Annotated in this window: 16 protein-coding genes; 12 read left to right on the forward strand and 4 right to left on the reverse strand. The window is 37.9% G+C overall.

What is annotated here, in order from left to right; all coding sequences use genetic code 11:
* Positions 1 to 161: 161 nt before the first annotated feature.
* Positions 162 to 1,208, reverse strand: coding sequence for a M42 family metallopeptidase (locus tag G634_RS0104825; RefSeq protein WP_026504339.1), 1,047 nt, complete (start codon positions 1,206 to 1,208; stop codon positions 162 to 164).
* Between the two features lie 196 nt (positions 1,209 to 1,404).
* On the opposite strand from G634_RS0104825, the gene G634_RS0104830 reads away from it, so the two are divergent.
* The 3 genes from G634_RS0104830 (at position 1,405) to G634_RS0104840 (ending at position 8,325) form a co-directional block, all read left to right on the forward strand.
* A complete protein-coding gene (locus G634_RS0104830; RefSeq protein ID WP_026504340.1) occupies positions 1,405 to 3,882 on the forward strand; it encodes a glycogen/starch/alpha-glucan phosphorylase in 2,478 nt (825 codons plus the stop codon).
* Positions 3,883 to 4,355: 473 nt separating this feature from the next.
* Positions 4,356 to 6,656 carry a hydratase gene (locus tag G634_RS0104835; protein ID WP_026504341.1) on the forward strand — a complete coding sequence of 767 codons (2,301 nt, stop codon included), beginning with the start codon at positions 4,356 to 4,358 and terminating at the stop codon, positions 6,654 to 6,656.
* A 46-nt stretch (positions 6,657 to 6,702) separates the two neighbouring features.
* Positions 6,703 to 8,325, forward strand: coding sequence for a glycoside hydrolase family 9 protein (locus tag G634_RS0104840; RefSeq protein WP_026504342.1), 1,623 nt, complete (start codon positions 6,703 to 6,705; stop codon positions 8,323 to 8,325).
* A 60-nt stretch (positions 8,326 to 8,385) separates the two neighbouring features.
* Here G634_RS0104840 and G634_RS0104845 read toward each other — a convergent pair whose 3' ends face one another.
* Positions 8,386 to 9,111, reverse strand: a complete 726-nt coding sequence (locus G634_RS0104845) for a lysophospholipid acyltransferase family protein (RefSeq protein ID WP_026504343.1) — start codon at positions 9,109 to 9,111, stop codon at positions 8,386 to 8,388.
* A 156-nt stretch (positions 9,112 to 9,267) separates the two neighbouring features.
* On the opposite strand from G634_RS0104845, the gene G634_RS0104850 reads away from it, so the two are divergent.
* The 3 genes from G634_RS0104850 to G634_RS0104860 all read left to right on the forward strand — a co-directional run bounded on the left by G634_RS0104850 (position 9,268) and on the right by G634_RS0104860 (position 12,360).
* Positions 9,268 to 10,539, forward strand: coding sequence for a dihydroorotase (locus G634_RS0104850; RefSeq protein ID WP_026504344.1), 1,272 nt, complete (start codon positions 9,268 to 9,270; stop codon positions 10,537 to 10,539).
* Positions 10,540 to 10,604: 65 nt separating this feature from the next.
* Positions 10,605 to 11,402: a dihydroorotate dehydrogenase electron transfer subunit gene (locus G634_RS0104855; RefSeq protein WP_026504345.1), complete on the forward strand. Its 798-nt coding sequence runs from the start codon at positions 10,605 to 10,607 to the stop codon at positions 11,400 to 11,402.
* Between the two features lie 55 nt (positions 11,403 to 11,457).
* Positions 11,458 to 12,360 carry a dihydroorotate dehydrogenase gene (locus G634_RS0104860; protein WP_026504346.1) on the forward strand — a complete coding sequence of 301 codons (903 nt, stop codon included), beginning with the start codon at positions 11,458 to 11,460 and terminating at the stop codon, positions 12,358 to 12,360.
* Positions 12,361 to 12,592: 232 nt separating this feature from the next.
* Here the strand turns inward: G634_RS0104860 and G634_RS18030 are convergent, their stop codons facing one another.
* Positions 12,593 to 13,279, reverse strand: a complete 687-nt coding sequence (locus G634_RS18030) for a hypothetical protein (RefSeq protein WP_051233691.1) — start codon at positions 13,277 to 13,279, stop codon at positions 12,593 to 12,595.
* Positions 13,280 to 13,548: 269 nt separating this feature from the next.
* Between G634_RS18030 and ispE the strand changes: the two genes are divergently transcribed.
* Positions 13,549 to 14,415: a 4-(cytidine 5'-diphospho)-2-C-methyl-D-erythritol kinase gene (gene ispE, locus G634_RS0104870; RefSeq protein ID WP_330364760.1), complete on the forward strand. Its 867-nt coding sequence runs from the start codon at positions 13,549 to 13,551 to the stop codon at positions 14,413 to 14,415.
* 133 nt (positions 14,416 to 14,548) lie between these two features.
* The gene (locus tag G634_RS0104875) at positions 14,549 to 14,977 is read left to right on the forward strand and encodes a DUF1934 family protein (protein WP_026504348.1); all 429 of its coding nucleotides are present in this window, start codon (positions 14,549 to 14,551) and stop codon (positions 14,975 to 14,977) included.
* A 151-nt stretch (positions 14,978 to 15,128) separates the two neighbouring features.
* On the opposite strand, the gene G634_RS0104880 is transcribed toward G634_RS0104875, so the two are convergent.
* The gene (locus G634_RS0104880) at positions 15,129 to 15,689 is read right to left on the reverse strand and encodes a hypothetical protein (RefSeq protein WP_155830512.1); all 561 of its coding nucleotides are present in this window, start codon (positions 15,687 to 15,689) and stop codon (positions 15,129 to 15,131) included.
* Between the two features lie 253 nt (positions 15,690 to 15,942).
* Between G634_RS0104880 and tig the strand changes: the two genes are divergently transcribed.
* From tig to guaA, 4 genes are all read left to right on the forward strand, one after another.
* Positions 15,943 to 17,217, forward strand: a complete 1,275-nt coding sequence (tig, locus tag G634_RS0104885) for a trigger factor (protein WP_026504350.1) — start codon at positions 15,943 to 15,945, stop codon at positions 17,215 to 17,217.
* Positions 17,218 to 17,246: 29 nt separating this feature from the next.
* Positions 17,247 to 18,638, forward strand: a complete 1,392-nt coding sequence (gene asnS / locus G634_RS0104890; RefSeq protein WP_026504351.1) for an asparagine--tRNA ligase — start codon at positions 17,247 to 17,249, stop codon at positions 18,636 to 18,638.
* A gap of 120 nt (positions 18,639 to 18,758) precedes the next feature.
* Positions 18,759 to 20,108 (forward strand): C40 family peptidase, encoded by a 1,350-nt coding sequence (locus tag G634_RS0104895; protein ID WP_026504352.1) that lies wholly within the window; start codon positions 18,759 to 18,761, stop codon positions 20,106 to 20,108.
* A gap of 155 nt (positions 20,109 to 20,263) precedes the next feature.
* Positions 20,264 to 21,838 carry a glutamine-hydrolyzing GMP synthase gene (guaA, locus tag G634_RS0104900; protein WP_026504353.1) on the forward strand — a complete coding sequence of 525 codons (1,575 nt, stop codon included), beginning with the start codon at positions 20,264 to 20,266 and terminating at the stop codon, positions 21,836 to 21,838.
* Positions 21,839 to 22,212 lie beyond the last annotated feature (374 nt).

Here is a 22,212-nt window from a genome sequence, read left to right on the forward strand (position 1 = left end):
GTTTCGTGAGAACAAAAGTCAAGCGGCAAACTGGTCCAAGGCGAAGCCTTTTTAAATGGCCAGTTTGCGTAGTTTTTGGAACGTAGTGACAAAAATTTATATATTGAAAAAAGAAAAACCCGATTTGCATTTAGTATTGCAACTATGCAAATCGGTTTTTTTTAGCAGATATATGAAATAAGGAGTTTGAGAACGTTTTCTGCTCCTTCTTTGTGGCTTCTTTCATAGCCATGAGATGCATATACGCCTGCACCTATAAGCCCGTGTTTGAGATCATTTCCGGAACGAAGAGTTGCTTCAACATCGCTTCCGTAATGAGGATATACGTCAACTGCATAATCAGCGTTTGATTTTTTGGCAGCAGCTATGAGTCCTTTGACGACATCGTAGTTATATGGGCCTCCGCTGTCTTTAGCACAGATTGAAACCTGTTTTTCTGTACAGGAAAGACCTTCTCCTACACATCCCATATCTACAGAGATTGCTTCGCTGCATCCAGAAGGTACGCTTGAACATCCGCCGTGTCCTACTTCTTCGAATACTGTCACATGTCCATAGATTGCTCTATCAGGGGTTATATCGTTATCTACAAGATATTTTCCAAATCCCAGAAGGATTCCAACGCTGAGTTTATCATCGAGGAATCGGGATTTTATATATCCGCTTTTGGTAACGCGAACGTTAGGTTCAAAGCATACTATATCGCCTATGCTGATTCCGAGCTTTTCTACGTCTTCTTTGGAATTTACGTCTTCATCAAGTACTACTTCACAGGATTCCCATGTACGTTTGATGTTGTTATACTCTCCATTTACATGGATTGATGCATTGTTTAACTGGAATGTTCCTTCATAGATTCCGTCGAATTTTGTGACTACGCGCACGTTTTCGGTTTCTGCGTTATTAGGATTCATTCCGCCAAGATTTGTGAGCTGAAGGCGGCCGTTTGATTTGATAGTGGCTACCATTCCGCCAAGTGTATCAGTATGTGCTTCAAGGAGAAGACCATTTTCTTTATCTTTTCCGCCAAAGTCAATGATTACACCGCCCTTTGTGGTAAGCTTTGTTTCGAATCCGAGTTTGGAGAATTCATCTTTTACCCATTTTGCAGCATTCTCTGTGTAGCCTGTCGGGGAGTCTATATTAAGAAGCTGTGTTGTTTTTTCTACGATGAAATCGGTGTATGATTTAAGGTTTATCTTTTTCATTTTGCTACTCCTTTGTTTATGTCAGACTTTATCTAAACAGTACCACTTTAGCACATTTATCTGTGATTGGATAGAAGCGAGTGGCAATTGCCGAAAAAACGATGTATAATTAACTATAAATTAAGAAAAACTATAGTTTTCATAAATTTATCCGATATATTGTTTGTAACTGTGTTTTATATTTGAGGAGGCAGTGATGGCAGAGAAAGAGTTATCATTCGACAAAGAATTATTTAAACGCAGTGTGCTTTATAATATTAAAACTTTGTACAGACGCACACTTGAAGAGGCGACTCCGCAGCAGATTTATCAGGCTACGGCTTATGCAATCAAGGATCAGATAATTGATTATTGGATGGATACCCAGAAAGCTATAGAAGAAAGAGACCCTAAAACTGTTTACTATATGTCCATGGAATTTCTTATGGGAAGGGCTCTTGGCAACAACTTAATTAACCTTAAGGCTTATGAGGGGGTTCAGGAGGTTATGGATGAGCTGGGCATTGACTTGGATCTTATCGAAGATCAGGAGCCTGACCCTGCGCTTGGTAACGGCGGTCTTGGTAGACTTGCAGCATGCTTTTTGGATTCTCTTGCTACTCTTGGTTATCCTGCATATGGATGTGGCATTAGATATAAATATGGTATGTTCCGTCAGGAGATTCATGATGGTTATCAGGTAGAAAAGCCGGATGATTGGCTTGTTAATGGTAATCCGTTTGAACTTAGGCGCCCTGAGTATGCCAAAATCGTTAAATTTGGCGGATATGTAAATTCATTTACTGATGAAAACGGGCGCATGATTTTTCGTCAGGAGGGTTATACTGCTGTTCGTGCGATTCCTTATGATCTTCCAGTTATTGGATATGGTAATGGTGTAATTGATACTCTTCGTATATGGGATGCTGAACCTATTAATAGTTTCCAGCTTGATTCATTTGACAAAGGTGATTATCAGAAGGCTGTTGAGCAGGAGAATCTTGCCAGTCAGATTTGTGAGGTTTTATATCCTAATGACAATCATATAGCTGGAAAAGAGCTTAGATTAAAACAGCAGTATTTCTTTATTTCTGCTTCTGTTCAGACGGCAGTTCAGAAATATATGAAGAATCATAATGATATTAGAAAGTTCTATGAAAAGAATTTGTTCCAGCTTAATGATACGCATCCAACTGTTGCGGTTGCTGAGCTTATGCGTGTTCTTATGGACGACTATTTCCTTTCATGGGAAGATGCATGGGAAGTTACTACTAAGACTTGCTGCTATACTAATCATACTATTATGGCAGAAGCACTTGAGAAATGGCCTGTTGATCTGTTCCAGAGACTTCTTCCTAGAATTTATCAGATTGTAGATGAAATCAATCGTCGTTTCTGCAATCAGATTATTCAGACTTATTCACATATGTCTGATCATAGCATCGATGTGGATGAAAAGATTCGCAAGATGGCTATTATTTATGATAATCAGGTTAAGATGGCACACCTTGCAATCGTTGGTGGTCATAGTGTAAATGGTGTTGCAAAGCTTCATACTGAGATTCTCAAGAAGAGAGAGCTTAAGGATTTCTATGAGATGATGCCTGAGAAGTTCAATAATAAGACTAATGGCATTACACAAAGACGTTTCCTTCTTCATGCTAATCCAAAGCTTGCCAAGTGGGTTACCAAGAAGATTGGTGATGGATGGATAACTGATTTGTCACAGCTTTCTGGGCTTAAGAAATCGGTAGATGTGGCTAAGGCTCAGAAGGAATTCATGGATATCAAACGTGAGAACAAGGTTCGTTTATCCAAATATATTTTGGCTCATAATGGTATAACAGTTGATCCTGATTCTATTTTTGATTGTCAGGTTAAACGTCTCCATGAGTACAAGAGGCAGCTCCTTAATATTCTTCATGTTATCTATTTGTATGATCAGATAAAGAAGAATCCTAAGATGAAGATGCAAAAGGAAACTTTTATTTTCGGTGCCAAGGCAGCAGCAGGATACAGAAATGCGAAGCTTACTATTAAGCTTATTAACGCTGTGGCAGATGTTGTGAATAACGATTCTGATGTTGATGGCAGGATAAAGGTTGTTTTCATAGAAGATTATCGTGTTTCCAATGCTGAGCTTATTTTTGCGGCAGCTGATGTATCTGAACAGATTTCTACTGCCAGCAAGGAAGCATCCGGTACCGGTAACATGAAGATGATGTTAAATGGTGCGGTTACTCTTGGTACTATGGATGGTGCCAATGTTGAGATTGTGCAGGAGGTTGGAGAAGAGAATGCATTTATCTTCGGTCTAAGTTCGGATGAAGTTATTGAGCATGAACGTTTGTGTGATTACAGACCTGAAGATATTTATAACAAAAATCAGGAGATTAAGCGTATTGTAGATCATCTTGTTGATGGAACTTTCTCTAAGGATCGTGAACTGTTTAGACCATTGTGGAATTCACTTCTTAATACTAAGGATTCTGCAAGAGCTGATACCTATTTTATCCTGAAGGATTTTGAGTCCTATAAGGATGCTCAAGAGAGAGTTCGTGAGGCATATGGTGACAAGAAGAAATGGGCACACATGGCTATGATGCAGACCGCATGCTGTGGAAAATTCTCTTCTGACCGTACTATTCAGGAATACGTTGATGAAATCTGGTACCTGGATAAAGTTGAGAATTGATTGTTTTTGTGAGAATAGGATACATTTGACAAAAATTTATAGATTTTTGTCACTACGTTCCAAAAACTACGCAAACTGGCCATTTGAAAAGGCTTCGCCTTGGACCAGTTTGCCACTTGACTTTTGTTCTCACGAAACTCGCAGTAAATGCGAGTTTCTGATTATAAGTGACAAGAAGTCATGACTTCTTGCTGAGATTTAGGATAATCATCAGCAAGAATCCTACTTCGCAGGACAAAATTTGTCTTAACGACGAATTTTGGTCTGGTACGGTTCTTGATTTTCCTGATGAAAACAAGAAACTATATGATGTTACTGCTTACATATATAGGCGTGTAAGCGGTAACATCATATTATTGTTAATAGATTTTGGAGTCAGATTTAATAAAGTTGCATACAAGCGGTGTATTCTGTTATACTTATGAAGAATGCAGACTTTACCAATTTACACCAATGAAGTAGGAGGAGAAATTATGATAAAAACGTTTAATTGTGGTGCGTATCTTATAGATGGCAGAGATTTGATTTGCGATGAAGACGCTGCAGTATCTGAACTTGGTTCCAAGTATGGGATTACAGAAAGCAAAGAAGAAGCAAAGAAGAACACTATTGCATATGATATTCTGAAAAATCACAATGTTTCAGGTTCTATGGAGCAGTTAAATATTAAGTTTGACAAACTTACAAGCCATGATATCACATATGTAGGCATTATTCAGACTGCAAGAGCTTCAGGTCTTACAAAGTTCCCTATTCCATATGTTCTTACTAACTGTCATAACTCTCTTTGTGCTGTTGGTGGTACTATAAATGAAGATGATCACATGTTTGGTCTTACTGCTGCAAAGAAATACGGCGGTATCTATGTTCCACCTCATCAGGCTGTTATTCATCAGTTTGCAAGAGAGATGCTGGCAGTTTGTGGCGGTATGATTCTGGGTTCTGATTCTCATACCCGTTATGGTGCTCTTGGTACTATGGCTATGGGTGAAGGCGGACCTGAGCTTGTAAAACAGCTTCTTGGTCAGACTTATGATATCAGTATGCCTGAGGTTGTTGCTATTTTCCTTGAAGGTGAAGTTGTTCACGGTGTGGGTCCTCAGGACGTTGCACTTGCTATTATAGGTGAAGTATTTAAATCCGGTTTTGTTAAGAATAAGGTTATGGAATTTGTAGGTCCTGGAGTATCAAAGCTTTCAGCTGATTTTAGAATCGGCATAGATGTTATGACTACAGAGACTACATGTTTGTCCTCTATCTGGCAGACAGATGATAAGATTAAGCAGTTCTATGAGATTCACGGAAGAAAAGAGGATTACAGAGAGCTTAAACCAGGAAGAGTAGCATACTATGACAAGGTTGTAAAGGTTGATCTTTCCAGTATAAAACCTATGATTGCTATGCCGTTCCATCCTTCCATGGCGTATGAAATTGATTTTGTGAATGCAAATTTAGAGCAGATGCTTCATGAAGTTGAAGAGCGTGCCAAGGTTAGCTTTGGTGATAAGATTTCTTATTCTCTTAAAGATAAAATTGTTGATGGTAAGCTTTTGGTTGATCAGGGTATTATTGCTGGCTGCGCTGGTGGCGGTTTTGAGAATATTTGTGCGGCAGCAGATATTATGAAGGGTAAGTTTATTGGTGATGATAAATTTACTATGTCTGTTTATCCTGCATCTACACCTATTTATATGGAACTTCTCAGAAATGGTGTTGCTGCATCACTTTTGGAAACAGGTACTATTCTAAAGACAGCATTTTGCGGACCATGTTTTGGAGCTGGAGATACTCCTGCAAACAATGCATTTAGTATACGTCATTCCACTCGTAACTTCCCTAACAGAGAAGGTTCTAAGGTTCAGAACGGACAAATTTCTTCTGTTGCACTTATGGATGCCCGTTCAATTGCTGCTACAGCTGCAAATAAAGGTTTTCTTACTCCTGCAACAGAATTTGATGGAACATTTAATGAGTATACTTACCATTTTGATTCAAAGATTTATGCAAACAGAGTCTTTGATTCAAAGGGTGTTGCTGATGAGAATACTCAAATACAGTTTGGTCCAAATATTAAGGACTGGCCAAAGATGGTAGCACTTACAAACAACCTTCTTCTCAAGGTGGTATCTGAGATTCATGATCCGGTTACTACAACAGATGAGCTTATTCCTTCTGGCGAAACTTCATCTTACAGATCCAATCCTCTTGGACTTGCTGAGTTTACTCTTTCAAGAAAAGACCCAGAATATGTTGGAAGGGCTAAGGAGGTTTATGCTCAGGAGATTAAGAGACGTGAGAATACTCCGTTTGATGAGCTTGACTTAGATACTGCTTTAGCAATAAAAGCTATACTGTCTAAGTATCCTGATGTTAACTGTGCTAATACGGGTATTGGTTCTACTATTTTTGCAGTAAAGCCGGGCGATGGTTCAGCCAGAGAGCAGGCTGCATCCTGTCAGAAAGTTCTAGGCGGATGGGCTAATATTGCAAATGATTATGCAACAAAACGTTACAGAAGTAATCTTATTAACTGGGGTATGCTTCCTCTTATTATCAAGGAAGGTGAGCTTCCATTTACAAACCTTGATTATGTATTCCTTCCGGATATTAGAAAAGAGGTTGAGGATAAGGCAGACGCTATTAAGGCTGTAGCTGTTACGAAGGATGGCCTTAAGGAATTTACTATGACTCTTGGAAGTCTTACAGACCATGAGCGTAGAATTATTCTTGATGGATGTCTTATCAACTACAATAGAGAATTAGCTAACAAGTAAACTTGCTTTTATGCAAGAAGTCATAATTAAAAAATAGGGGGATAAAATGTATTGTTCTAATGCATTTATCAAAAAACTATTATGGGGAAGCGGGAAATGTGGCTGTAAAAGGCCACATTTTTTCCCTGTGCTTATTTCTTTATTCATATCATCTTCTGTCATTTTGTCTGGATGCAAAGATGATTCCAAAGATGAAGGTACTAGGAAAAAGATTGCAGACAGTTCGTATATGAACAGTCTTGAAGAGGAGGATCCTGCTCTTAGTCTTGTCCAAAATGAGTTTACGATTTCTCCTAAAATTGTGCTCAATCAGGATGGTTATCAGGTTGGGGCTGAGAAAACTATTCTTTTTATCGGAAAAACGTTCCCTGAGACTTTCGAAATAAGGCGAATTGAGGATGATTCTGTGGCTTTCACTGGGTCTATAGGTGCATCAAAGCATAGCGATGAACTTGATAGAGAGGTGGCTTTTGCTACATTTACAGATTTTCAGTCGGAGGGTGATTATTACGTTTATGCGGATACATTAGGGGATTCCTGCGCTTTTTCTATTCGAAATGATGCTTATGATATTTTATACAAACAGGCAAGTAAATCTGTTTATTATTCAAGGTGTGGAACGGATTTCGGTGAAGATGAGGAGAGGGATTCCAGAAAGCTGAAAGATGGTTGTCATACAAATGAAGCTTTTACAAAAGAAGACAATTCTGTAAAAAAGAATGTTAGTGGAGGGTGGCATACTGATAGCAAGGGTAACAGAGATGTCCGAACAGGGTGCCGGATTTTGAATAATATGCTGTTATCGTATGAGCTTAATAGTGGAGCTTTCGGAGATGATGCAGGAATTAAGGAAACTGGTAACGGTATTCCGGATATTCTTGATGAAGCATTTTATGAGGCTAAGTGGCTTCTAAAGATGCAGGATGCGGTATCAGGGAAGGTGTATGAGAGTGCAATAACTGATGGTGAGAAGATTGTACTTATTCCTTTTAATGAAAATACTGCTATGGAATGTGCAGGTAGCCTTGCCTGGTTTTCTAATCTATACAGAAAGTATAATGCTCAATTTGCAGATGAATGCCTAAGTGCAGCAAAAAAAGCTTTTCTAAGCGTTGATGCGTCTTCTAAAAATATTGAAGAGGAAACTAGGTTTTTTGCAGCAGTGGAATTGTACAGAATAACGGGTGATGGGGCGTATTCATCTGTTATAAATCCTTTTCTTAAAAGATCGGACTATTATCAGAGAATAATGGAAAATGATGAGATTTTTCTGGGGGATATCTGCTATCTTATGACCAGCCAGAAGGTTAATAAAAAGGTTTGCGCGAAGATAATAAATGCTCTGATGGTAGAAGCCGAGAAGGTTGCTACAGCCACTAAGACATCCGAGTTTAAAACTTCTGTGAAAAATCTTGATGCTCAGAAATTACTCAATAATGTCAGGTGTATGGTTGTAACAGAACATATTTTATCCAGTAATGAATACACTAAGATTTTGGAAGATCAACTGCATTATATTCTGGGTAGAAATGAACTTGGGGTTAATCTGGTGCAGACAGATTCGGAGTTTTCATATAAGAATTTGAAAGATTATGAGCTTTTGGGTGTTATGGATAATTTATATTTAAATTCAGAGTTTTTGGTTCTTCTTGGAACAATGAGGCGATGAAAATGGCGCAACCTTGATTTTGGAGTTTTTCCATAAATTAAGGTTGCGCCAGTATTTTTATTATTTGTTTTTTTGATATGCTTCTAAGATGATGTCATGGAAATATTTGTCGATATTTTTTTTCTGATCATCTTCAAGTTCGTTATATCTTCTTGGAGGAAGGTATTCGATTGTGACTTTCTGCCCTTTAATAAATGGGAGATGGTCTTCGAATACTTCTCTGGTGCGTGTTACAACTACAGGAACAACGGGACAGTTAGTGCGCTGGGCTGGTTTGAAACTTCCTTTGTGGAACTCTAACATATCATTGTCTGTGGTGTTTCTTGTTCCTTCTGGATAGATGGTAATGGATATGCCGGATTTTATTTTATTAATGGCATTTACGATTACTTTTGCGCTTTGTTTTATATCTTTTCTATCCATAAATTCGCAGTCAAGCAGTTTCATCCACCATGAAAGAACCGGTACTTTCAGGATTTCTTTTTTGGCAATATATCCTGTTGGATTTGGCACGAGCGGATAGCTTACGACGATATCGAAGAAGCTTCTATGGTTCCCGACGAAAAGAACAGGTTCGCCTGTAGGTACGTTTTCTTTGCCTATAACTGTCAAATGAATTCCGGACAGAAATGTTATGACTCTAAATGCCCAGGATACTATTGCAAGGGAACTTTTTTTCATAGTCATTGGAGAAAAATGCCCAATGATAAGTTCAATTCCTATTATCGGAATTGAGACGAGAAGAAAAGTTACAAGGAATAAAAAAACAAGTATCAGTCTTATCATATTTACCTCAATTTCGCTATTAAATATTTTTTTGTTGTGGTATTATAATTTAAGTTTTGTTTTGAATGTTTACTCAAAACAAAGTGTATTTCCATTCTTTTAATTATAAGTGAATGACAGGTTAATTACAATATTAACTTGTGCATGGAGGTTTCAATGATTCTGATTAAAAATGGGCATCTGATTAACCCTGAAAATGGGGATGAGTACGAGGGGAATCTGCTTGTTGGTGATGATGGAAGGATTGCCAAAATCAGCAAAGAAGATATCAAAGTTGATGACAGGTGCAGTGTAATAGATGCATCTAACCTTGTTGTTACTTCTGGTTTTGTAGATGCGCATGTGCATTTTAGAGATCCTGGACAGACACACAAAGAAGATATTCTTACAGGTGCAAAGGCGGCAGCAAAAGGCGGTTTTACAAGTGTAATCATGATGGGAAATACTATTCCTAGGATGGATAATGCTGATACTATTCGCTATGCTCTTAAAAAGGGAAGAACTACAGGTATCAACGTTTACTGCTGTGCGAATGCTACTAAGAATATGTCTGGAAAAGAGATTACAGATTTTGACAGTCTTGTAGAGGCGGGAGCAGTTCTTTTTACTGATGATGGTGTTCCGATAAGAGATGCTAAGCTTATGGAAGAAATCTGCGTGCAGGTTGCAAAGAAGAACATGGTGCTTAGCCTTCACGAAGAAAATCCCGAGTATATAAAAGAAAATGGTATAAATTCCGGCAAAATAGCAGAAAACCTTGGTTTGACAGGTTCTGACAGGATGGCTGAGATTTCTATGGTGGAGCGTGATATTGAGATTTCGAGGAAAACTGGTGCGAATCTTACTATTCAGCACATTTCTACCAAAGAAGCTGTAGACATGATTAGAGAAGCTAGGAAAGAAGGAGTAAATATTCATGCTGAGGCAACTCCTCATCATTTTACTCTGACTCAGGATGCAGTGCTTAAGTACGGAACTTATGCCAAGATGAATCCTCCGCTTAGACTTGAATCGGACAGACAGGCTATTATAGAAGGTCTTACAGATGGCACTATTGAAATGGTGGCAACTGATCATGCTCCTCACAGCATAGAGGAAAAAAATCAGGATTTCGTCAAGGCTCCAAGTGGAATTATTGGCCTTGAAACATCTTTTTCCTTAGGTTTAAGAGAACTTGTTCAAAAAAATCATATGTCTCTTGCGACTCTTTTAAACAGGATGTCATATGGAGCTGCAAATTTGTATAATCTTCCAGCAGGAAAGCTACGTGAAGGCGAATCTGCAGATCTTGTAATAATAGATTTGAATAAAGAATGGGTGTGCGATAAATTCTGTTCCAAGGCATGCAATTCTCCATTTACAGGAGAGGTTTTGCCGGGCGTTATAATGTACACTATTTGTAACGGAAAAGTTGTATACAAAGGTTGATGCAAAACCTTGTATTGAATAAATATGTGCGATATTAAATGTTTTTTGCAGAAAAGGAATAAGGTATGTCTAAGAAAAAGGAATCAGGAATTGTAATATCTCAACGTGAAATTGCTGATGGAATATTTGATTTGTGGATAAATACAGATATTTCAAAAACAGCAAAAGCAGGTCAGTTTGTAGGTGTTTATCCAGCAAATGGCGCTATGCTTCTTCCTCGTCCTATCAGTATATGCAAGGTTGATAAAGATAATAATGCGTTAAGACTTGTGTATAGAGTGGCAGGAAAGGGAACTTTAGAGTTTTCATTTCTTAAAAAGGGAGATAGAATCGATGTTCTTGGACCTTTGGGAAATGGCTATCCTGTCGATAAAGCTTGTGGGAAAAAAGTTATCCTTATGGGCGGAGGTATTGGTGTGCCTCCGTTACTGGAAATGTCAAGAGTTTTGAAGGATTTGGATGATAATAAAAAGCCTAGTGAAGTGTCTATTGTTATGGGATACCGCAATTCTCAAGATTTTCTTGCCGATGAATTCAGGGAAAATGGACAGTTCTATGTGGCAACTGATGATGGTAGTCTTGGAGTTCGTGGAACTGTAATTGATGCACTTAACAAAGAGAATATTGAAGGTGATGTTATTTTTGCCTGTGGCCCTATGCCGATGCTTCGCGCTATTAAGAAGTACGCAGGTGAACATAACATGGAAGCTTATATTTCTCTTGAGGAAAAGATGGCCTGTGGTGTGGGTGCCTGTCTTGGGTGCGTTGTAAAAACAAGAGATGTAGATGCCCACTCTCATGTAAAAAATGCAAGAATATGCACAGATGGCCCTGTGTATGATGCAAGAGATGTTGAGATTTAAGGGAATAAAAAGCAGTTTGCGCAGTTTTTATAAATAAATGTTGGAAAGGTTTCTTATGAATACTAAGGTAACAATAGCAGGTGTTGAATTTAAAAATCCGGTGATGGTAGCGTCAGGAACGTTTGGCTCTGGTCAGGAGTATGGCGAATTTGCTGATTTGAACAAGCTTGGCGCAGTGGTAACAAAGGGTGTTGCTAACAGGCCTTGGGAAGGCAATCCTACTCCAAGGGTTGCAGAAACTTCCAGTGGTATGCTCAATGCTATCGGTTTGCAGAATCCTGGAATTGATGTTTTTGTAGAACGAGACATTCCTTTTTTGCAGCAATATGATACCAAAATAATTGTTAATGTCTGTGGTCATTCAATCGAGGAGTATCTTGATGTAGTGGAGAGACTTTCCGATGAGAAGATTGATATGATGGAGATAAATGTTTCCTGTCCTAATGTCAAAGAGGGCGGAATAGCATTTGGTACAAGGCCTGATGCTCTCTTTGAAATTACAAAAGAGATTAAGAAAAAAAGCAAACAGCCTATTATTATGAAACTTTCTCCTAATGTTACAGATATAACTGAAATGGCGAAGGCAGCAGAGGCAGCAGGTGCAGATGCGATTTCTCTTATCAATACATTAACTGGAATGAAGATTGATATTCACAGGAGATGCTTTGCACTTGCCAATAAAACCGGTGGTCTTTCAGGTCCTGCTATTAAGCCGGTTGCTGTTAGAATGGTTTATCAGTGTGCAAATGCAGTTAAAATTCCGATTATCGGAATGGGCGGAATCGCAAATGCTGAAGATGCAATTGAATTTATGATGGCGGGTGCCAGTGCAGTTGCAGTTGGTATGATGAATTTTCATAACCCATATGCTACTATGGAAGTAGTAAAAGGTATTGAGGATTTCATGCAGAAGGAAAAGATAGAAGATATAAAGGATATCATTGGAATCGTAAAATAAAGCTCTAAAAAACTGTTGCAACCGTTTTTGGATGCAACAGTTTTTTTAGCTGTATAGGCAATGTTAAAAAGAAACTATAGGTTATTGTTTTCATCAGGAAAATCAATAACCGTACCAGACCAAAATTTGTCGTTAAGACAAATTTTGTCCTGCGAAGCAGGATTCTTGCTGATGATTATCCTAAATCTCAGCAAGAAGTCATGGTAATCGAAAAAACTTCCTGAAATTTAATTTAAGTTTCCTGATCGCTTTCGTCTTTTAGTTCTTCGATTCCGGTAAGTGTGATCCCGTTTTCTTCGGCCAGCTTTTTGAATCCATTCATTACTGCGTTATAGGTCTTTTGAGATATCTCAGGGAGTTTTCCGCCCCAGGTTTTTTCTGCCTGTTCATATCCTTTTTTGAAAGCATCAACCATAGTCTGAAGTTTAGAAGGATCTCCACCTGTCAATGCATTTGCAAAGTCCAGGATACGTTCAGATGTCTTATTAACACCCCAGTAGCCATCTTCGGAGATATCTTCTGTTGCCTGTTTTTTAGTTTCTTCGTCAACTTCGAATTTACCACTAGCAAGTGTTTTCCATAGTTCATCTTCACTTGGAATCTTAATGTCTACATTAGCAGTTGCTACAGTTGTTGCCTGCTGATTGAACATTTTTCTAACTAAATCCAGAAGTTGTTGCTTGCGTGTTTCCTGATCTTTTTTTAGCTTTTCAACTAATTCAGGATTTGGCTTGTAGGTTTTTGTCTGCTTTGAGGAAGATTCAGATGATTTCTCATATACTACACCAGTTTCTACGGCATCTTCTTTAATTTTGTCTTTTACAGTATCTTTTGCAACTTGCTCTTTTGCAGCTGCTTCATAAACTGGAGACGTGGTAGTAGTGTTGGAAATGTTGGATATATTTGATATTTCACTCATAGGGACTCCTTTCCCGCATCATTTGTGACAGCGATTTCTTCAATCCATTGAAGCTTTTGTTGAAACAGTATCAAAATTTAAATATCGAAAAATTCAGCAAGAAGTAACGACATTCGATATGAAATTTAATGATAAGGTTATTATTATACGTATCCATTTTATTTATCGGAAAATAATCCGAAATACATTAGAGATATTAATCTGTCTTGTTTTTTGTTTTAAAAAAAAATATAATGTTTTTTGTTGCATTAAAACGGAAAGGAATGAACATGATTACAAAGAATGCTTATGCAAAGATAAATCTTGGTCTGGATGTTACAGGCAGACGTGAAGATGGTTATCACATTGTCAGAATGATAATGCAAAATGTTGATATATATGATACTTTGACTTTTGAAAAAACAGCTGAGAATAAGATTGTGCTTACAGCTAATAAAGAGGATATTCCTACAGATGAGCACAATCTTATTGTCAAGGTGTGCAAAGTTCTTGTGGAAAAGTATGGAATTAAAGAGGGTGTAAGAATTCACCTTGAAAAGCGCATTCCGGTGGCAGCTGGTATGGCAGGTGGAAGTACAGATGCAGCAGCTTCTTTTTATGGTATGAAGGAACTGTTTGATTTGCCTATTACAGTTGATGAAATGTGTGATATGGCTGTTAAGCTTGGAGCTGATATACCGTATTGTATTAAAGGTGGTACCATGCTTTCGGAAGGCATTGGTGAAGTGTTAACAAAACTTCCTGATATGCCTGATTGTTACATTCTAGTAGGTAAGCCTTCAATCGGGGTGTCTACTAAATGGGTATATACAACTCTTGATTCCAAACCAATTGAAAAGCATCCTGATATTGATGGAATGTGCGATGCTATTAGAGACAATAGCTTAGAAGGTATAGTCAGCCGTCTTTATAATGTTCTTGAACCTGTTACAAAGTCTGAACATGATATTATCGAGAAGATTGAGAATGTGATGAAAGACAATGGCGCAGATGAGTCTATCATGACAGGAAGCGGTCCTACAGTCTTTGGCATTTTTACTGATGAAGAAAAGGCAAAGAATGCTTATGAAGCTTTGAAAAAGACAGAACTTTGCCCACAGCTTTTTTTGACAAGGCCTATTAATCCATTGGCATGATTGGGATTTGAGTATTCTTGTTTTTTATATAAACGTTAAAACAAAAATATTTGTAAACAAAATAGTTAAGATTCTTGTTTACATCAGGAAAAACATAATAAAGATTCGTAAAAATCTTTAGAAAGGTATTATTTTGGAGAATAAAGTAAAAGTTGTTGTTACAGGAGTTCATCTTAGAGGAAACGAGGAACCAGAGCAGATTGTTACTAAGTCGCTTGCGCTGTGGGAGGATTTAGAAAATGGTGCAATAAGACTTACATGTGATCCTATTAAGGATGATGCAGGCGAAGAAATTCTGTCTAAGTATGTTTTCTACGATAATAAGATTAAGAGTATTAGAAGTGGCCTTTGTTCATCTATCATGATTTTTGAAAAAGATAAGCCTTATACTACTACTTACACAACTCCATATGGAAAAATGGATATGGATATTAAAACTACAGCGCTTAAGATTAGAAAGGCAGAAGATAGAAATCTTATCGCAGAGATTGGATATGAATTATTCTCAAAAGGGGATTTGGTGTCTAAGACCGAGATCATGATAGAAGTATCTGCATGCTGACAAGATTTTGAAAATGTCTGAGGCAATGACGTTTTTACCAAAAACATGAGTAGAACAATGTTTTTGACTGATAATCAAATTATATGAATAAGAAAAGAAAAAGCAACAGAAATCAAAGTCTGTTGCTTTTTGCAAATAATCTATTTGAAATTTATTTGATTGGCTTTGCGCCAGCTTTTTCTTGAGCCTTTTCCCAAAGAGCTGCCCATTTACTCTTTTTCTTTTGTTCAACAGGAGCAGTGTTTTTGTTTCCGCGAAGACTCTTTACATAAGTTACGTAGATACCTGAAACGTAAGCTACAACTTCTTTCTTTTCTGGAACAGAATCGAAAATTTCATCTTTACAGATAAGGTTCATTATCTGCGGACCTGCTTTAACTTTAAGGACACAAACTTTGTGGCGACGCATAAGCTTTGGAATAGAATCCATAACCTGAGCTGGAAGTCCGGCGTCTTTATAAGCAACTTTTTTCTTGTTGATAATGAAAAGATTAACTTTCTGCTTTGCAGCTTCAATTTGAGCATCTGCCTCAGCCTGTTTTGTCTGGTACTGACTCCATCTAATGCTCATAAATGATGCAAAAGCTGCAAGTAGAATCAGTAGAATACCAAGAATATAATGATGTCCTACGAAAATAGTAAGGATTGCAAGTATTAATGCAGCGGCATCAAGTGCGACCATTACTGCGTGATTTTTGATAAAAGCTAACAAAATACATACCTCCGGAATAAAAGTACCTTCTTATTTTGAATAATAAAACAATTGCAACTTGCATTTTAACATTATTTGATGCGTGCGACAATGGTATTTGAGTAATTTATAATTTTTTTCGCTTATAACTTCTATTAAATGCTTTTATCGAAGCCAAAGGTATGGTAAAATTGACACGTTATCTTGAATTTATTTTTTTTATATAAAAATATTCTGGTGATTTTAGATATCATTGGAAAAATAGGAGAATGTTATGAAAAGAAAATTGGTTCTAATTCTGCTTACTGCTCTTACAACAGTCTCAATTGCAGGCTGCAAAAATGCTTCTAATGGCAATAATGCAGGTGCTTCTAATAGTTCACTTTCTACAGCACAGGCAGGTGCTTCTAATGCGGACAATGCAACAGGTAGCGCGTCTAATTCCGCAGCAACAGCTGCTTCTGTAAAACAGTTTAGCAAAGATGCATACCTTAGCAGTTACAAGGTATCTGATTATATAACACTTGGTGAGTATAAGGGAATAGAAGTTGAAGTTGCTTCTGTTAAGGTTTCCAATGAAGATGTAGAAGCTAGTATCAAGGATAACTATCTTCCACAGCTTAAAGAAGAAGTTAAGGATAGAGCTATTCAGAAAGGTGATACTGCAAACATTGATTATGTAGGAAAATATGCAGATACCAAGAAGGAATTCGATGGTGGTAGTGCCAAGGGATATGACCTTTCAATTGGTTCTGGAACATTTATTCCTGGATTTGAAGATGGTCTCGTAGGTGCCAAGAAGGGTGAAGTTAAAGATTTAAAACTTACCTTTCCTAAGGATTACAAGAGTAAAGATCTCGCTGGAAAAGAAGTTGTTTTCACTGTAACTGTTAACAGCATCAGCACAGCGGCCAAAGAAGTAACTGACAAAAATGTGGCACAGCTTGGAATTGATGGTGTTAAGAGCGTTAAACAGCTCAGGGTTTATGTTAAAAAAGATCTTGAATCAAAAGCTCAGAGTGAGTATGACAATACTCTTCAGAAAAAAGTTATTGATGCAGTTGTAGCAAAATCCAAGTTTTCTGACAAACTTCCTGAACCTATGGTAGAGAGATACATCAAGATGTACAACAATTCTCTTGAGTATTATGCAACAATGTATTCTTACTATACAGGCCAGAAACTTACAGGTGATGAATACTTAAAGAATTTCCTTAGCACTTCTGAAAATGAGAAGGATAAGAATGTTACTGATCTTGAAGCTTATAAGAAGGATAAGGCTTTAGAGCAGATTAAGGCTACTTTAGTAGCATATGCCATTGCAGAAGCTGAGAATCTTAAAGTTACAGACAAGGAAATCGAGAAAGAAATCACAACAGCAGCTTCTAGTGGTGGATATTCTGATTCTAAGAGTTATACAGATTATTACACACAGTCTGTTGGTATGGATGTAAAAGAACTCATTAAAGAGAGTCTTTTGGATGATAAAGCAGTTCAGTTTTTGGCAAAGAACGCAAAGGTTGTAGAGCCAAAGAAAGATAAAAAGTAATTTTTGACGGTAATGTGGAGGAATTAAAAATGGAGCTGACATATGTAAAGTCTTTGTTTGAAGACATTGATAAATATGCTGGAAAAGAAGTAACAGTAGGAGGATGGATTAGAAGCATCCGCGATTCTAAGGCAATAGGATTCATTGTATTGAATGATGGTACAGCATTCAAGCCACTTCAGGTTGTTTATACAGATGAGCTTGCAAACTTTGCTCAGATTAGTAAATTAAATGTTGGTTCAGCTATTTTTGCTACAGGTAAAATTGTTGTAACTCCTGATGCAAAGCAGCCTTTTGAAATGCAGGCTAAAAGCATTGAAATCGAAGGTGCATCAACAGCTGATTATCCGCTTCAGAAAAAGCGTCATACACTTGAATACCTTCGTACAATTCCGCATCTTCGTCCACGTACTAATACTTTTGAAGCTGTTTTCCGTGTAAGAAGCCTTGCAGCATTTGCTATTCATCAGTTTTTCCAAGAGAGAAACTACGTATATGTAAATACTCCTCTTATTACATCTTCTGATGCAGAGGGTGCAGGTGAAATGTTCCAGGTTTCAACTTTGGATTTGAATGATGTTCCAAAGACTGAAGATGGTGCGGTTGATTTTTCCAAGGATTTTTTTGGAAAGAAGACATCTCTTACTGTTAGTGGTCAGTTAAACGGTGAGACATATGCATGCGCATTTAGAAATATCTATACATTTGGACCAACTTTTAGAGCTGAGAATTCCAATACAACACGTCATGCAGCAGAGTTCTGGATGATTGAGCCTGAAATTGCATTTGCTGATCTTAAAGAAGACTGCGATATTGCTGAAGCTATGCTCAAGTATGTAATTAATTATTGCCTTGAGAACGCTCCAGATGAAATGGAATTCTTTAATCAGTTTATTGATAAGGGACTTCTTGATCGTCTTCATAATGTTGTAGACAATGAGTTTGGTCGCATTACCTATACAGAAGCTATCAAGATTCTTGAAGAGCACAATGATGAGTTTAGCTATAAGGTATCATGGGGATGTGATCTTCAGACTGAGCATGAGAGATTCCTCACAGAACAGGTATTCAAGAAGCCTGTTTTCGTAACAGATTATCCAAAGGAAATCAAAGCTTTCTACATGAAGCTTAATCCAGATGGAAAGACTGTTGCAGCAGCTGACTGTCTAGTTCCTGGAATCGGTGAGATTATTGGTGGAAGCCAGAGAGAAGATAATCTTGAGCTTCTCGAGAATCGTATGAAGGAACTTGGAATGAATGTTGAAGATTATCAGTTCTATCTTGATCTTCGTCGTTTTGGAAGTGTTCGCCACGCAGGATTTGGTCTCGGATTTGAGAGATGCGTAATGTACCTTACAGGTATGGGAAATATCCGTGACGTAATTCCATTCCCAAGAACAGTTGGAAACTGCGAATTATAATTTGTAATTTTGTATTTACTATGCTTTTAGTAAGATTTTGCGATGTTTACAAAATTGACGATTTAGCGCAAAATAAAGACAGAGTGAAAAGAGATTTTTATCTAACGAGGGGAATCGTTTATGAAAGTTGTACGTAGAATTCTGTCAGTTTTTTGCATAATAATACTAATGACAATGACACTGGTGGTGGTCCCTGTTTGGGCTGCCACCAGTTCTGAGTTGCAGAAACAACAGGATGAACTTAAGAAAAAACAGCAGGATATAAGGGAAAGCTATGATGATGCCAAAAGCTCTGCAAATGAAATACAGGCTCAGCAATCTAAGGTCAAAGGAAAGATAAATGAAACTAATAGTCAGCTTGTAACGCTTCTGGCCAATGTTGAGATGATAAAAGAGGAGATTGGAACAAAGGAAACAGAAATCGCCAAGACACAGAAGGAATATGATGATGCTGTAGATAAAGAAAAAACTCTTTATAAAGCTATGTGTCAGCGTATTAAGTATATGTATGAAAAAGGCGATAGAACATATATGGATATTTTGATGAAGGCGACAAGTTTCTCGGATTTGACAACAAAGGCTGAATATGTTGAACAGCTGTACGAGTATGATCGGCTTCAATTGGCAGAGTATGTAAAGGCTCAGCAGGCTGCGGCAACAGAAAAAGAGCGTCTTGAAGAAGAAAAAGGTGAGCTTGAGACTACAAAAGATGAGCTTGGTGAGCAGGAAGGCCAGCTAACAGCTTTGCTGAATCAATATAAAAATGAATATTCAGATTATGAAGTTCAGGTTGCTGCGGCAAAGCAGGAAGCGGCTGCATATAAGAGGCAGCTTGACCAGCAGACTGCGGCAATAGCTTCACTTGGAAATCAGATAAAGGCTAAAAAGGCTGAAGAAGAAGCAGAGCGAAAAGCAGCGGAAGAGGCTGCCAGAAAGGCTGCAGAGGAAGCTGCCAGAAAAGCTGCGGAAGAAAAGAAACAAAAAGAACTCGAAGAAAAAGCTAAGGAAGAGAATAATAGAATTTCTGAGAATTCAAATTCCGAGAATCAGAATTCTGATAATAGCAATTCTGAAAATAATGATACCAAAAGCCAGGAAAATAAGAAATCTTATCAGCCGGCAGGCTCGGCTTCGCCTGGTAATGTAGCAAATTATGCATGTCAGTTTGTAGGAAACCCATATGTTTTTGGTGGAACTAGTTTGACGGATGGATGCGATTGTTCTGGATTTGTATATTCTGTTTACAAGGCATTTGGAATAACTGTTCCAAGAAATTCCTATGCTCTTGCCTCTGCTGGAAGAGGAGTTTCTTATGAAGAAGCTCAGCCTGGTGATGTAATTGTTTATCCTGGACACTGTGCTATTTATCTTGGAAACGACAGGATAGTACATGCAAGTTCTGCACGAACTGGTATAAAGTACGGATATGCATTGTATCGCTCGGTTACGTCTATAAGGCGATTTCTTTAATTTTGTGTAAAAAGAATATTTGAATATTTAGTCAATAACACAAAAATAACCATGTTTTTTGATGTTTTTTCTACTTGCGAAGATTCATATGATTCGTTAAATTATAGTTGGTAGTTTGTTGTTTTTAGAAAACTTGTAACAGAAATGGAGAATATATGGCACAGGAACTTGTTGTCGTTCTCGACTTTGGCGGACAGTATAAGCAGTTAATTGCTCGTCGTGTTAGAGAGAATAACGTTTACTGCGAGATTCATCCTTCAAGTATCGGGCTTGATAAGTTGAAAGAAATGAATCCGAAAGGCATTATTTTAACAGGTGGACCGAACAGCGTTTATGCTGCTGATTCGCCGTCATTTGATCCTGAAATTTTTAATTTAGGTATTCCTGTTTTGGGAATTTGTTATGGTTCACAGCTTATGGCACACCTTTTGGGTGGTGTTGTAAAGACTGCTCCTGTCAGTGAATATGGTCATACAGATGTTACTATCGATAAGAAGAATTCTATTCTCTTTGATGATGTCAATTCTGTAACTACTGTCTGGATGAGCCATACAGATTATATCGCAGAAGTTCCTGAAGGTTTCGAAATTTCTGCGCATACAAAAGATTGTCCTGTAGCAGCTATGGAGAATGAGTCTAAAAAGCTTTATGCTACTCAGTTCCATCCGGAAGTATTGCATACAAAAGAAGGCGAGAAGATGCTTCGTCATTTCGTTCTTGATGTATGTAAGTGTTGCGGCGATTGGCAGATGGGTTCTTTTGCTGAAAAGACTATTAAAGAACTGCGTGAAAAGATTGGTAGTGATAGAGTTCTGTTGGGACTTTCTGGCGGTGTTGATTCAACCGTTACTGCTGTCTTATTATCCAAGGCTATTGGAAAACAGCTTTATTGCGTGTTTGTTGATCATGGAATGATGCGTAAAAATGAAGGTGATGAAGTAGAAGCTGTTTTTGGACCAAACGGACAGTTCGGTGATTTGAACTTTATAAGGGTAAATGCTGGAGAAGACTATTTTGCTATGCTTTCTGGCGTGACTGATCCTGAAAAGAAGAGAAAACTTATCGGCGAGAAGTTTGTTGATATTTTTGGTAATGAAGCTAGAAAGCTTGCTGGTACAGGCGGTTTCAAATATATGGCTCAGGGAACTATTTATCCAGATGTCGTCGAAAGTGGAATGGGAAAAGATGGAGCTGTTATTAAGTCCCATCATAATGTAGGCGGTCTTCCCCATGATCTTGTTGTAGAGCTTGGCTTTGATGAGAATCCGGTTGAACCTCTTAGAGCTTTGTTCAAAGATGAGGTTCGTAAGGTTGGTTTGGAACTTGGAATACCAAGAGAACTTGTATATCGTCAGCCATTCCCTGGTCCTGGACTTGGAATTCGTGTGGTTGGAGAGGTTACACCACAGAAGGTTCATATCGTACAGGAAGCTGATGCAATTTATCGTGAAGAGCTTGAAAAAGCTGGAATAGATATGGGTAAAGGTCAGTTTTTTGCAGCCCTTTCCAATATGCGTAGTGTTGGTGTAATGGGTGACTTTAGAACATATGATTATGCAGTTGTGCTTCGTGGTGTTATAACATCTGATTTCATGACAGCAGAGGCTGCTGAGATTCCGTGGAATGTACTGCAGATTTGCATGAATCGTATTATTAATGAGGTTAAAGGTGTTAATAGAGTAATGTACGATTTAACGAGTAAACCACCAGGAACGATAGAACTCGAATAAAATAACAAGTGTTATTGTATTGGGCCCTGGAAACGCATATACGCGACTTCTAGGGCTCTGTTGTTATACTGGCTGAATTCGTCAGAGTCTAATCCTTAAGGCATAACCGTATGGGAATCAATACGGTTAGAAATCTCTTTACTTTTTTTCTGTGTTGTTATATATTGTCACTTGTATTTCAAGATAGTTCTTTTCAAAGTTCGTTTTGAAATGGCTGTTCTTTCTGGGACAGCTTGGTAATTCCCAAAATAATAGATAAAGAAGGGGCAAAAGAAGACGACTTACGTGAGCAGTGGCTTTTTTGAGCTACTATTCGCGTAGTGACATGCATGATATTCATGGCATCTACGTGAGATGTTGCTCTTGATTCTTGT

Origin of the sequence: Butyrivibrio sp. NC3005, assembly GCF_000424545.1 — a bacterium.
GTDB lineage: Bacteria > Bacillota > Clostridia > Lachnospirales > Lachnospiraceae > Butyrivibrio.